Genomic DNA, 12854 nt, shown 5'->3' with positions numbered 1-12854 from the left:
GGGTTATGTCCAGATCGGGTTTCGCAGGGTTCTAGCGCGCAGGCGCGCGCGTGGGAACACGTTTTCAGAAGAAGTTCTGCGGGTCGATATCGACGGCCAGCCGTAGGTGCCCCGGCAATTTCAGGCCGGAAATCCAGCGGCTTATCGCCGGTTGCAGGGCAACGCCCTTGGGGGCCTTCACCAACAGCCGCACGCGGTGGCGTCCGCGGACCCGAGCGATCGGGGCGGGCGCGGGGCCATAGACGATCCCGCCCGCGTCCCGGATCGGCCCGTCATTGCGCGCCAGATGCGTGCCCAGATCGAAGGCCGCCGCCGCCTCGGTCGACGAAATGATGATCCCCGCCAAACGCCCGTAGGGTGGCATCCCGGCGGCTTCCCTCTCGGCGGCTTCGGTGCGCCAGAACCCTTCCTCGTCCCCACTTAGGATAGCGCGGATCACCGGATGGTCCGGCTGGAACGTCTGCAACAAAGCCTGGCCCGGCCGCTCTGCCCGCCCGGCCCGGCCCGCCACTTGCCGCATCAATTGGAACGTCCGCTCCGCCGCGCGCAGGTCGGAGCCTTGCAGGCCCAAATCCGCATCCACGACCCCCACCAGCGTCAGGCGCGGAAAGTTATGTCCCTTCGCAACCAACTGCGTGCCGATGATGAGGTCCGTGTCACCATTAGCCAGTTCCTCAATCTGCTGTTTCAGCGCCCGCGCCGATCCGAACAGGTCTGACGACAGGATCGCCATCTTCGCATCGGGGAACAGCTGCGCCGCCTCCTCCGCGATCCGCTCCACGCCGGGCCCGACCGCCGCCATCTTGCCCTCCACCCCGCAGGAGGGACAGGCCAGCGGCACCGGCTTCGTCTCGCCGCATTGATGGCAGATCAGGCGTTTCTGGAACCGATGCTCCACCATTCGCGCATCGCAATGGTCGCATCCCACCATCTCTCCGCAGGCCCGGCAGAGTGTCACGGGCGCAAAGCCGCGGCGGTTGAGAAACAGAAGCGATTGCTCGCCGCGGTCCAGCCGGTCGGCGACGGCGGCCTGAAGGGTGGGCGAAACCCACTGGCTTCCCGGCAGATCCTCCAGCCGCATGTCGATCGCAGCCATATCCGGCAAGTCCTGCGGCCCGAACCGGCTGGTCAGGTCGAGGCGGGTGTATTTGCCCGCCGCGGCGTTCGACCACGTCTCAAGCGACGGCGTGGCAGAGGCCAGGACCACCTGCGCATCGTTGAGGGACGCGCGCAGAACCGTCATGTCGCGCGCGTTATAACTCGCCCCCTCGTCTTGCTTGTAGGAGGTGTCGTGTTCCTCATCCACGACGATCAGGCCCAGGTCGCGGTAGGGCAGGAACAGCGCAGACCGAGCGCCGACGACCAGCTGCGCCTCGCCCTGGCCCACCATGCGCCAGCAGCGGCGGCGTTCCGTCATCGTCACGCCCGAATGCCATTCCGCGGGCTCCGCCCCGAACCGTGCTTTCACACGGGTCAGGAATTCGCTCGTCAGCGCAATCTCCGGCAGCAGGACGAGCGCCTGGCGCCCGCGCCGCAGGCATTCCGCCACCGCCTCCAGGTACACTTCCGTCTTGCCCGATCCGGTCACGCCCTTCAGAAGCACCGTCCCGTAGGTCCGCGCGGACAAACCCGCCGTCAACCGCGCGGCTGCCGCCGCCTGATCCTCGGTCAGATCCTTGCCCGGCAGGTCGGGGTCCAGCCGAAGATACGGCGCGTCGCGGGGCGTATCGGCCTCCTCCACCACACCCTGTTTCGCCAGGCCCTTGACCACAGAGGAGGTCACTCCGGCCAATTCGCTGAGTTCCTTCAGCGTGAAGCCAAGCCCTCCATATTCCTCCAGAACCTCGATCACGCGGGTGCGCGCAGGCGTCGCGCGGTCCGGCGCACCCTGCCCCAAACGGTAGACCTTTCGCATCGACGGCGGATCGCTCAGCCCCGGTGCACGGGTGGCGAGCCGCAGCATGATGCTCATCGGGGTCAGCGTGTAGGCCCCGGCCTTCTCCAGGAAGGCCCGCATCTCGGCCCGCATCGGGGCGACATCCAGCACGCGGGCGACGGACCGCACCTTCGCAATGTCCCAATCGCCGCGGCCCTTGCCCCAGACCACGCCCAGAACCTTGCGCGGCCCCAACGGCACCTCCACGAATGCACCCAGCCAGCAGCCCCCCGCCGGTGCCTTGTAGTCCAGCACGCGGTCGATGGGCTCCGCTGTCAGAACCCCCACCAGATCGCCTTCGTCGAAATGCTCGTCCATGCCTTCCGGCCCGTGGCCCCATGCGCTAGAAGACCGCTAAACCATCACACCCTGCCCCCGAAAGGAACCGGCCAAATGAAATTCTTTGTGGATACCGCCGATGTCGATGCGATCCGTGAGTTGCACGAGTTGGGGATGGTCGACGGCGTCACGACAAACCCCTCGCTGATCATGAAATCGGGCCGCGACATCAAGGAAGTCACGAAGGAGATTTGCGACATGATCCCCGGCCCCGTCTCGGCCGAGACCGTCGCCCTGGATGCCGAGGGGATGATTGCCGAAGGCCGCGAGCTGGCCAAGATCGCCGACAACATCGCGATCAAGGTGCCGCTGACCTGGGCCGGGCTTCAGGCCTGCAAGGCGCTGACGGGCGAGGGCCGCATGGTGAACGTCACGCTTTGCTTCTCCGCTAACCAGGCTTTGCTCGCCGCAAAAGCGGGTGCCACCTTCATCTCGCCCTTCGTGGGACGCTTGGACGATATCAACATTGACGGCATGGATCTGATCGCTGAGATCCGCCAGGTTTACGATAACTATGATTTCTCCACAGAAATCCTCACAGCCTCCATCCGCTCCGCCAACCACATGAAAGAGGCCGCATTGATCGGCGCGGACGTGGCGACCGCCCCGCCGAATGTCATCAAATCCATGGCCAATCACGTGCTGACCGACAAGGGCCTCGATGCGTTCATGGCGGACTGGGCCAAGACCGGGCAGAGCATCGTATAACGGTCACACACGCCGCCAATTCCCGGGCCGGGGCGAAAAATTCTGGCCCGGCCAACCCCACCCATGCTATGCCGCTGCCAACAAACAAGAACACTTGAGGCAGTCGTGATGAGCAATACCGAGGCGGAAGCCCCGCTCTTTCCCAATGAAGATTGGCGCGATCGCGCGCTGGCGGACCCGGAGCTGATCCTGGAAGACCGCGACCTGATGCGCGCCCTGATCGCTGCCAATGACCGACAGATGGGCGGCAATATCGTGGACATGCGCGGCATCGCGATGGAGCGTCTGCAAAATCGCCTTGACCGGCTGGAAGACACCCACCGCTCCGTCATCGCCGCGGCCTACGAAAACCTGGCGGGCACCAATCAGATCCACCGCTCCATCACCCGGATGCTAGACGCACGCGAATTCACCGAATTCCTGACCACGCTCGGCACCGATGTCGCCGGTATCTTGCGCGTTGACCGCGTGCGCCTCGTCCTCGAAAGCGCCGAGGCGACGGAGACGGAGGCGCCCCAGGTCCAGAAGCTGGAAGATGTGCTGACCGTCGTTGCGCCCGGTTTCGTCCAGGAATACGTCACCGGCGGGCGCGACGTGCCACATCGCCAAGTCACCCTGCGCCAGGTCGGCGGTTCGGCCGACAAGATCTACGGGGAAGCGGCGCGCTGGATCCAGTCCGAAGCCTGCCTGACCCTTGATCTGGGTGAAGGCCGCCTGCCGGGCCTGCTTGTGATGGGGGCCGAAGACCCGCACCAATTCCGTCCCAGCCAAGGCACCGATCTTCTCACCTTCTTTGCCAGCGTCTTCGAGCGTCTGATGCGCGGGTGGCTGGACTAGGCCTATGTCCACGGCCCTCACCCCGGCGGTCCGCGACCTGTTGGAGGATTGGCTGACCCATCTGCGCGGCGTGCGCGGGCGGGCGGAGGCGACATTGCACGCTTACGGGGCGGATGTGTCCGATTTCCTCGCTTTTCAGGCGGCGCATCTGGGCCATGCTCCCGGCCCGTCCGCCCTGCGCAGCCTGGAGACCCGCGACCTGCGCGCATGGATGGCGGACCAACGGGCGCGCGGGGTCGGCGCGCGATCCTTGGCGCGGCGCCTGTCCGCCGTGAAGGCCTTTTTCAAATGGTGGGCGGAGCGTGACCATTTCGATGCCACGACCGTCCTGTCCATGCGCGCGCCCAAACACACCCGCCGCCTGCCGCGTCCGCTCACGGAATCCGGTGCGCGCGAGATGATCGACGGCGTCGCCATGCAAGATGAACGCGATTGGGTGCAAGCCCGCGACATCGCTGTCGTGACATTGCTTTACGGCTGCGGCTTGCGCATTTCCGAGGCGCTCGGGCTGAAATCCGACCTCCTCCCCCTGCCCGGCGTCTTGCGGATCACCGGCAAGGGCGGCAAGGAGCGGGAGGTGCCGGTCCTGCCCGCCGCGCAATCGGCCACTGCAAGATATGCACGCCTCTGCCCCCACGATCTTGCCCCCGGCACGCCGCTTTTCCGCGCGATCCGGGGCGGGCCGCTCGGCTCCCGCGCGGTAGCACGCGTGATGGAAGCGACGCGGATGCAACTGGGCCTGCCCGCAACGGCCACGCCCCACGCGATGCGCCATTCCTTTGCTACGCACCTGCTGGATGCGGGCGGTGATCTGCGCGCGATCCAGGAATTGCTTGGCCATGCCTCCCTCAGCACGACGCAGGCCTACACGGCCGTCGATACCGCACGGTTGATGGAGGTCTACAATGCCGCGCATCCCAAAGCCTGAGGACGCGGCCCTGCGAAGCCCGTCCCCTGCCGGCGTGGATCAATTGCCATCCATCGTGTGAACCCAGATTTCCGCGTCCGGTTCATGGGGCGCGCGCGTCCCATCCGTGGTCGCACCAAGCCGCCGGGCCACCGCCTGTGACCGCGTGTTGCCCACGTCGATGTAGCTGTGAAGCCGTTCAAGCCCCAGATCATCACGCGCCCATGCCCGGACGGCCTGCCCCGCTTCGGTGGCATAGCCCTTGCCTTCCGCGCCCTCGAAAAGGTGCCACGCCAGCTCGATATCCGGCCATTCGGAATGCTTGAGCAGGCCAACGCGGCCAACGGGCCGCCCCGATTGCTGCTCCACCAGCATGAAAAAGCCGAAGCCATGCCAGTGCCAATGGCCGATGCCGACCAAGAAACCGAACCAGGCCTGGTCTGCCGATACGGTCTCTTCCTGCGCTTGCAGGGAGGGGGCGGACGTCATGAAGCGGGTGAATTCCGGCAGATCGCCGCGTTCGGGTCCGCGCAGGAGCAACCGATCCGTCGTCAAATGCGGCGCGCGTGTGAGATCTTCCATCCTATCCCCTTCCAATGGCGGACGCTCCGCCACGGGCGCGTCAGCTGGTCGACGGACACGCGCGTCAGTTCAATCGGCCCGTGGCAGAGCGACAACGAACCCGCTGTTCCCACACCATTCCTCCAGACCCGAGCGTCACACAAGTGTTGCGTTTCATTGATTTAACGGGCATCCCCGCGCCATGCGTTTCAGAGCCTATTCCGTTCATCTTTTCACTGCCGTCGGAGCCTCCCTGGCCATGCTGGCCCTTCTGGAGGCAGCGCAGCAGGATTGGGCGATGATGACGATCTGGCTGACCGTCGCCTTCATCGTGGACGGTGTCGACGGGCCCCTGGCCCGCCGCTACGACGTGACCGAAAATGCACCGATCATCGACGGCGCGCTCCTTGATTTGATCATCGACTTTCTCACCTACGTGATGATCCCGGCCTACGCGCTTTACGGCTCGGGGCTGATGCCGGGCTGGTCCGGCTGGATCGTGGTGTTGCTGATCCCCTTCGCCTCGTCGCTCTATTTCGCGGATACGCGCATGAAAACGGCCGACAAAAGCTTTCGCGGCTTTCCCGGTTGCTGGAACATGGTGGCGCTTGCGATGCTGGTGATCGAGCCGCCGTGGTGGGTGATCCTCGCGCTCGTCATCATCTTGTCTGCGGCGCAGTTTTTGAACCTGAAATTCGTCCATCCCGTGCGCACGGCCCGCTGGCGCTTCCTGTCGTTGCCCATCGCGATCGTCTGGGTCGCGGCCATCGCCTATGCCGCGTGGACCGGTTTCGCACCCAACCCCGCGCTGACAACCGTGGTCATGGTCACGTCGATCTACCTCGCCGTGGCGGGGATCGCGCAGCAAGTCATCTATGACCGGGGCTACGCCCGCTAAGCGCTAGTCGCGGGTGCGGATAACCTTGGCGAATTGATCGAAAATCGCCTCCGTGCCGCAGATCAGATGCCCGTCTTGCAACAAATCCTGATCCTCGCGGATCGGTTCCACAAACGCCCCCGCCTCCCGCGCGATGAGGATGCCGGCGGCGATGTCCCAGGGCTTGAGGTTGTATTCCCAATACCCCTCGAACCGCCCCGCCGCGACCCAGGCCAGGTCCAGCGACGCCGCCCCGTTGCGGCGCATCCCGGCACAGACCGGCAACAGCCGCGCCAGGTCCCGCAACACCGCAGGCAGGTACTTGCCCCCATCCGGCGGGAACCCGGCAGAGAACACGGCCTCCGACATCTTCTTGCGCGCCGAGACCCGCAGACGCTGACTGTCATTCAACCACGCGCCTGCGCCCTTTTCGGCAAAGAACATCTCGTCCTTGGCGGGGTCATAAACCACGCCCGCCACGATCTCTCCCTTATGCTCCAGGGCAATCGATACGGCCCAATGGGGCATCGCGTGCAGGAAATTCGTGGTCCCGTCGAGCGGGTCCACGATCCAGCGCCGCGTCGGATCCTTGCCGATGATCTCGGCCTCTTCCTCACCCAGGAACCCGTAATTCGGGCGCGCCTCCATCAACTCGTCCTTGATGATCTGCTGCGCCGCGTGGTCCGCCCGACTCACGAAATCGCCCGGCCCCTTGGAGGAGACCTGAAGCTGCTCCACCTCCCGGAAATCCTTCACCAGGCTGCGGGCCGCCTTGCGCGCGGCCTTGATCATCACGTTGAGATTGGCAGAGCCCTGCATGCACTTCGTCCCTCTAGGTCAGGCGCGACCCTATAGACCCCACTCGCAGGCGTGCCAAGGGGGGCTCAGGCCGGGTGCGTGTTCCACTGCCCCCGCGCCCGCAGAACATCGCGCAGGACACTTGGCCGATCGGTCATGATCCCGCGTACACCCATATCCAGAAGCGCCTCCATCTCGGCGCGGTCGTCCACCGTCCAGACCTGCACGTCGATCCCCCACCGCGCCGCCGCGCGGATCAGGCGGGGTGTGACGACAGGGATGCCGTTGAACGTCGTTGGAACCTGGATCACCGGGTAATCCGGTCGCCGCGTCGGCACGCCCCATCCCTTGAGCCACAGCCCCGCCACCCCAAGATGCGCGGGCGACCAGCAAAGGTTCGGGCCAAGCCGCTCGCGGATCGCCGCCGTGTGGCGGGGATTGAACGCACCGACACAGACCCGATCCAGAAGGTCTCCCTGGCGCAGGATCTCCGCCAATGGCTCCGCCGATCGCGCATCTTTCAGCTCGATATTGACGCAGAGCTTCGGGAAGGCGTCAAAGACCTCCTCGATCCGCGGGATCTTCGCGCCGCCACGGGTCCGGACTTGGCTGACCTCCTCCCAATCCATCTCCGCAATCGCGCGCCCGTCGCCGCAAATCCGCTCTAGCGTGTCATCGTGGTGAACGACGACGACCCCGTCCCGCGTGGCATGAACATCCGTCTCGACATGGGTGAACCCCATCTCCACGGCGCGGGCAAAGGCCTCCATGGTGTTTTCCTCGGCCTCCAGCGACCCGCCCCTATGGGCAAACGCAATCGGATGCTCGAAGTCCAGAAACGGGTGGCGCGCGCTCATGCGCGTCTCTGCAATTTCAGCGGCTCCGTCCGGCAGAGCTTCAGGACGTGGGACATGAAGGGCTTGGCCGTGTCCTCCGCCCGGCTCGCCCCGTAAAGGCGCCGCGTGATCCCCGCCTCGGTCAGGGATTTGGTCACGATCGACTGGCTGCTGCCCACGTCCCGCACAACCCAATCCGGCAGAACCGACACCCCGCGTCCCGACGCGACCAGAAGCAAGATCACCGCCGACAATTCCACCTGACGCACCGCCTTCGGCTCCACCCCTGCCGGGAACAGCAACTGGCTGAACACGTCGAGCCTTGGACGATCCACGGGATAGGTGATCAGCGTCTGGTCCGCGAAATCCGCCGCCTCCACGAAGGGCTTGGCGGCCAACGGATGATCGGCGGCGCAGACGAAAACCGGCTCGTAATCGAAAAGCGGCGTGAAATCGACACCGTCCAGATCTTCGGGATCGCTCGAAACGACAAGGTCCACGTCTTGCCGGATCAACGCGGGCAGCGCCTCGAATTGCAGGCCGGGGCGGATGTCCACATCCACATCCGCCCAGGTCTTGCGAAACGCCTCCAGCACCGGCAGTAGCCAGTCGAAGCATGCATGGCATTCGATGGCGATATGTAACCGCCCCGCCTTGCCCGCGCGCAGCCCCTCAAAATCCTCCTGCAACGCGGCGATGCGCGGCAACACCTCCTCGGCCAGGCGCAGCATCTTCATCCCCGCCGCCGACAGGCGCATAGGCTTGGAGCGGCGGACGAACAATTCCACGCCCGCCTGATCCTCCAATCCCTTGATCTGGTGGCTCAGCGCGCTTTGCGTGATGTGCAGGCTATCGGCTGCCTTGGCCAGCCCGCCCTCCTCATGGATGGCCTTGATCGTGCGCAGGTGGCGGAACTCGATATGCATACGGAACTCATATTCATGATGAGAGTTATGAATTTGGCTGTTGCCCGCATCTATGCGACATCCAATCGCGACACATCAAGGATCAAATCCGCCATGCGCACGCCCGCCGTTTCCTTCGAATTCTTCCCGCCCAAATCCCTGGAAGGGTCGTTCCGCCTCTGGGATACGCTTGGCGTCCTCGCCCCGCTCGGGCCGGATTTCGTCTCCGTGACCTACGGCGCGGGCGGCACGACCCGCAAGCTGACCCATGAGGCGGTCACGGCCATCGACGCGAATTTCGGCGTCCCGGTCGCGGCGCACCTGACCTGCGTGGACGCGACCAAGACCGAAACGCTTGAGATTGCCGCGCAATATGCCGATGCCGGGATCAGCCAAATCGTCGCGCTGCGTGGTGACGCGCCCAAGGGGGCGGACGCGTTCACGCCCCATCCCGATGGCTTCGCATCGTCCATCGAATTGATCGAGGCTCTGGCCGAAACCGGAAGTTTCGACATCCGCGTGGGTGCCTATCCCGACCCCCATCCTGAGGCCGCGTCGATGCAGGACTGCGTCACCTTCCTCAAACGCAAGCTCGACGCGGGCGCGACCTCGGCCATCACACAATTCTTTTTCGAGGCCGACACGTTCTTCCGCTTCCGCGATGCCTGCGCCGCTGCGGGGATCGACGCCCCCATCATCCCCGGCATTCTCCCGATCGAGGATTGGACCCGCGCCCGGCGCTTCGCCACATCCTGCGGCGCCGTGATCCCGCAATGGCTTGACGATGCCTACGCCGCCGCAACCCGCGACGGGCGCGAAGACCTGCTCTCCACCGCGATCTGCACGGAGATGTGCGCCAACCTGATCGAAGGCGGCGTAGAAAACCTGCATTTCTACACGCTCAACAAGCCGGAGCTGACCCGCGATGTGTGCGCCGCCCTCGGCGTGACACCGAAGGTCGCCCTCGCCGAAGTCGCCTGAACGCCACCACGCGCATCCAACTGCCGCGCGCCCTTCCTTCCATGTGCCAGAAATATCCCGGGGGAGTCGCCCTCGGGCGACGGGGGCAGCGCCCCCCCATGCTACGCCGACAATCAGATCCGCAACCCGCCAATCGCGCTCAATTTTCCCTTGGAAAATTGCCCCCGGCGACCGCGAAGCAGGCGCAATTCCTCCGGCGCAGCCGGTCCCAAGGCATTAAGATCCGGTTAACTGCATGCCATTTCCACAACCAAATCAATACCATAATCCCCCTTATCACGCGTGATAAGCACCGCCCGCTTGCACCTTGCGCGCCGCCATGGCCTCCTGCGCCCCGATGGACGACACGCGGAGGCGCCTGATGCCCGATCCCCACTACGCCAATGACATCGAGGGCCTGCCCACGCGCGACCAGATGCTGTCGATGTCCGGCCTCGATTTCATGCGCGGCATGCTTGACGGCACGCTCGCCGCCCCGCCGATCAGCAAGACCTTGGGCTACCACCTCGACACGGTCGAAGACGGCCGCGTCATCTTCCGTGGGCGGCCCGAATTCAAGACGATGAACCCGATCGGAAGCGTCCATGGCGGCTGGTACGGCACACTCCTGGACAGTTGCATGGCCTGCGCGGTGATGACGAAGGTCCCCAAAGGCTCCGCCTACACGACGCTTGAATACAAGGTGAACATCACCCGCGCGATCCCCGTGGGTCGAGACATTCTTGCCGAAGGCGCGGTCCGCCATGCCGGGCGCACCACTGGAGTGGCCGAAGGAACGATCCGCGACGCGGAAACCGGAACGCTTTACGCAACCGGCTCCACCACCTGTCTCATCATGGCGCTCACTTGACCCCATCAGCATCGTTGAATTGACTTGGCCGCAGGCCCGGTGCAAAGCGGTGCCTTCTTTTCACCCCACGGAGATGCGTCCGATGATCTCGCCCGTTTTGCCAAGCTACAGCCGCGCAAACCTCTCCTTCGTCAAAGGCGAAGGCTCGTGGTTGGTGGAAGCAGACGGGCGACGGTTCCTTGATTTCGCGAGCGGCATCGCCGTGATGTCGCTCGGCCACGGGCACCCGAAAGTCGTGGGCGCGTTGACGGAGCAGGCGGGGGCGCTTTGGCACACCTCCAACCTCTACGAGGTGCCGCAGCAAAAGGCGCTGGCCGAACGGCTGGTCGAACATACCTTCGCCGACACGGTCTTCTTCTGCAATTCCGGCACGGAAGCCGCGGAACTGGCGATCAAGATGGCGCGGAAATACCGCACGGAAACCGGCGCGCCGGACCGCATGACCATCCTGACCTTCGAAGGGTCGTTCCACGGACGCTCCACCGGTGCGATCTCTGCGGCAGGGTCGGAGAAGCTGACCAAGGGGTTCGGCCCCCTTCTACCCGGCTTCAAAACGCTGCCCTTCGGCGACCATGACGCCCTGCGCGAAGCCGCCGCAGAACCCGATGTGGGCGCCATCATGGTGGAGCCGATACAGGGCGAAGGCGGCATCCGCCCCCTGCCCGATCAATGCCTGAAAGGCCTGCGCGATATCTGCGACGAACACGGGCTCCTCCTGATCCTGGACGAGATCCAGTGCGGCATGGGCCGGACGGGGCGGCTCTTCGCCCACGAATGGGCGGGGATCACGCCGGACATCATGCTGGTGGCCAAGGGCATCGGCAGCGGCTTCCCCCTCGGCGCGCTACTTGCGACCGAAGAGGCGGCGAAGGGCATGACCGCAGGCACCCACGGCTCCACCTATGGCGGCAATCCCCTTGGCTGCGCCGTCGGATGTGCCGTGATGGACGTGATGACGGAAGACGGGTTTCTCGATTCCGTCGCTGCCAAGGCCGGCTTCCTGCGCCAGAAACTCGAAGGCCTTGTCGCCGCGCATCCCGATATCTTCGAGAGCGTGCGGGGCGAGGGCCTGATGCTCGGCCTGAAATGCAAGATCGCGCCCGCCGACATCGTGGCGGAGGGCTACGCCCAGGGCATCCTGACCGTACCCGCCGCCGACAACGCCCTGCGTGTGCTGCCCGCCCTGACCATCACCGAAGACGAGCTCTCCGAAGGGGTGTCGCGCCTGGATGCCACCGCAAGTGCCCTGTCCGGGCGCATCGCTGCGGAATAGCCCGCGCGCCCTCTTTGCTTCGAAAATACCTCGGGGAGCGCGAGGGGCTGGCCCCTCGCTCCCGCGGCAAGCCATAAGCGACACGACATGAACCACTTCCTCGATATCAACAAGACAGATCCCGCCGACCTGCGCCACATGATCGATCATGCGGGCAGCATGAAGGCGGCACGTGCGGGCCGCCCAAAGGGGATGGAAGACGACGACACGCCGCTTGCCGGCCACATGGTTGCGCTGATCTTCGAAAAACCCTCCACCCGCACACGCGTGTCCTTCGATCTGGGTGTGCGGCAGATGGGCGGGCAGACCATGGTGCTCAGCGGCTCTGAAATGCAGTTGGGCCACGGCGAAACCATCGCCGACACCGCCCGCGTGCTCAGCCGTTACGTCGATCTGATCATGATCCGCACGTTCGAGGAGGATGTCTTGCTGGAAATGGCCGACCATGCCAGCGTGCCGGTCATCAACGGGCTGACGAACCGCACCCATCCGTGCCAGATCATGGCCGACGTCATGACGTTCGAGGAACATCGCGGCCCGATCAAGGGCAAGAAGGTGACCTGGTGCGGGGACGGCAACAACGTCTTCGCGTCCTTCGCCCATGCGGCGGGGCAATTCGGGTTCGACCTGACCTTTTCCGGCCCCCCCACGCTCGACCCCGAAGCGGTGTTCCTGGACGAGGCGCGCGCCAAGGGCTCCGACATGCGGATCGAACGTGATCCGTACAAGGCGGTCGCGGGGGCCGACCTTGTCGTCGCGGATACGTGGGTCTCCATGCACGACAGCCAAACCACGCGGGAGCGGCGCCATAACCAGCTCCGCCCCTACCAGGTGAATGAGGACCTGATGTCCCACGCCAATGACGGCGCGTTGTTCATGCATTGCCTGCCTGCGCACCGGAACGAAGAGGTGACGGATGCGGTGATGGACGGCCCAAGCTCGGTCATTTTCGATGAAGCCGAAAACCGCCTGCACGCGCAAAAGGCGGTCTTGCGGTGGTGCCTCGGCGTCTGACACCGCGCCGCCATCGGCGCGCGCTCCATTGC

General features: G+C 65.0%; 13 protein-coding genes. 8 read left to right on the top strand and 5 right to left on the bottom strand.

Going from position 1 to position 12854, the window contains the following annotated elements; all coding sequences use genetic code 11:
* Window positions 1-64 precede the first annotated feature (64 nt).
* The gene (locus KUW62_RS02355) at window positions 65-2254 is read right to left on the bottom strand and encodes a primosomal protein N' (RefSeq protein ID WP_224813910.1); all 2190 of its coding nucleotides are present in this window, start codon (window positions 2252-2254) and stop codon (window positions 65-67) included.
* A gap of 75 nt (window positions 2255-2329) precedes the next feature.
* Here KUW62_RS02355 and fsa point away from each other — a divergent pair, with 75 nt between their 5' ends.
* The 3 genes from fsa to KUW62_RS02340 all read left to right on the top strand — a co-directional run bounded on the left by fsa (window position 2330) and on the right by KUW62_RS02340 (window position 4748).
* A complete protein-coding gene (gene fsa, locus KUW62_RS02350; protein WP_224813909.1) occupies window positions 2330-2983 on the top strand; it encodes a fructose-6-phosphate aldolase in 654 nt (217 codons plus the stop codon).
* 108 nt (window positions 2984-3091) lie between these two features.
* Window positions 3092-3820: a DUF484 family protein gene (locus KUW62_RS02345; protein ID WP_224813908.1), complete on the top strand. Its 729-nt coding sequence runs from the start codon at window positions 3092-3094 to the stop codon at window positions 3818-3820.
* A gap of 4 nt (window positions 3821-3824) precedes the next feature.
* Window positions 3825-4748: a tyrosine recombinase XerC gene (locus tag KUW62_RS02340; protein ID WP_224813907.1), complete on the top strand. Its 924-nt coding sequence runs from the start codon at window positions 3825-3827 to the stop codon at window positions 4746-4748.
* A 39-nt stretch (window positions 4749-4787) separates the two neighbouring features.
* Here KUW62_RS02340 and KUW62_RS02335 read toward each other — a convergent pair whose 3' ends face one another.
* Window positions 4788-5309, bottom strand: a complete 522-nt coding sequence (locus KUW62_RS02335; protein WP_224813906.1) for a GNAT family N-acetyltransferase — start codon at window positions 5307-5309, stop codon at window positions 4788-4790.
* A 181-nt stretch (window positions 5310-5490) separates the two neighbouring features.
* Between KUW62_RS02335 and KUW62_RS02330 the strand changes: the two genes are divergently transcribed.
* Window positions 5491-6186 carry a phosphatidylcholine/phosphatidylserine synthase gene (locus KUW62_RS02330; RefSeq protein WP_224813905.1) on the top strand — a complete coding sequence of 232 codons (696 nt, stop codon included), beginning with the start codon at window positions 5491-5493 and terminating at the stop codon, window positions 6184-6186.
* A 3-nt stretch (window positions 6187-6189) separates the two neighbouring features.
* On the opposite strand, the gene KUW62_RS02325 is transcribed toward KUW62_RS02330, so the two are convergent.
* The 3 genes from KUW62_RS02325 to KUW62_RS02315 all read right to left on the bottom strand — a co-directional run bounded on the left by KUW62_RS02325 (window position 6190) and on the right by KUW62_RS02315 (window position 8725).
* Complete coding sequence (locus KUW62_RS02325; RefSeq protein ID WP_224813904.1) at window positions 6190-6984, bottom strand: inositol monophosphatase family protein; 795 nt, start codon at window positions 6982-6984, stop codon at window positions 6190-6192.
* Between the two features lie 65 nt (window positions 6985-7049).
* Window positions 7050-7820, bottom strand: a complete 771-nt coding sequence (locus tag KUW62_RS02320; protein ID WP_224813903.1) for a glycerophosphodiester phosphodiesterase — start codon at window positions 7818-7820, stop codon at window positions 7050-7052.
* Window positions 7817-8725, bottom strand: a complete 909-nt coding sequence (locus tag KUW62_RS02315) for a LysR family transcriptional regulator (protein ID WP_224813902.1) — start codon at window positions 8723-8725, stop codon at window positions 7817-7819. The genes KUW62_RS02320 and KUW62_RS02315 overlap by 4 nt, the downstream gene beginning before the upstream one ends.
* Before the next feature lie 93 nt (window positions 8726-8818).
* Between KUW62_RS02315 and metF the strand changes: the two genes are divergently transcribed.
* The 4 genes from metF to argF all read left to right on the top strand — a co-directional run bounded on the left by metF (window position 8819) and on the right by argF (window position 12822).
* Entirely contained in the window at window positions 8819-9685 is an 867-nt protein-coding gene (gene metF, locus KUW62_RS02310; RefSeq protein ID WP_224813901.1) for a methylenetetrahydrofolate reductase [NAD(P)H], read from the top strand.
* Window positions 9686-10046: 361 nt separating this feature from the next.
* A complete protein-coding gene (locus tag KUW62_RS02305) occupies window positions 10047-10535 on the top strand; it encodes a PaaI family thioesterase (protein WP_224813900.1) in 489 nt (162 codons plus the stop codon).
* A gap of 82 nt (window positions 10536-10617) precedes the next feature.
* A complete protein-coding gene (locus KUW62_RS02300; protein WP_224813899.1) occupies window positions 10618-11808 on the top strand; it encodes an aspartate aminotransferase family protein in 1191 nt (396 codons plus the stop codon).
* Between the two features lie 87 nt (window positions 11809-11895).
* Window positions 11896-12822, top strand: coding sequence for an ornithine carbamoyltransferase (argF, locus tag KUW62_RS02295; RefSeq protein ID WP_224813898.1), 927 nt, complete (start codon window positions 11896-11898; stop codon window positions 12820-12822).
* Window positions 12823-12854: the final 32 nt, after the last annotated feature.

This window comes from Hasllibacter sp. MH4015 (assembly GCF_020177575.1).
In the GTDB taxonomy this organism is placed as follows: domain Bacteria; phylum Pseudomonadota; class Alphaproteobacteria; order Rhodobacterales; family Rhodobacteraceae; genus Gymnodinialimonas.
The sequence above is the reverse complement of the archived record's forward strand: the minus strand, read 5'-3'. Positions and strand labels throughout refer to the sequence as shown.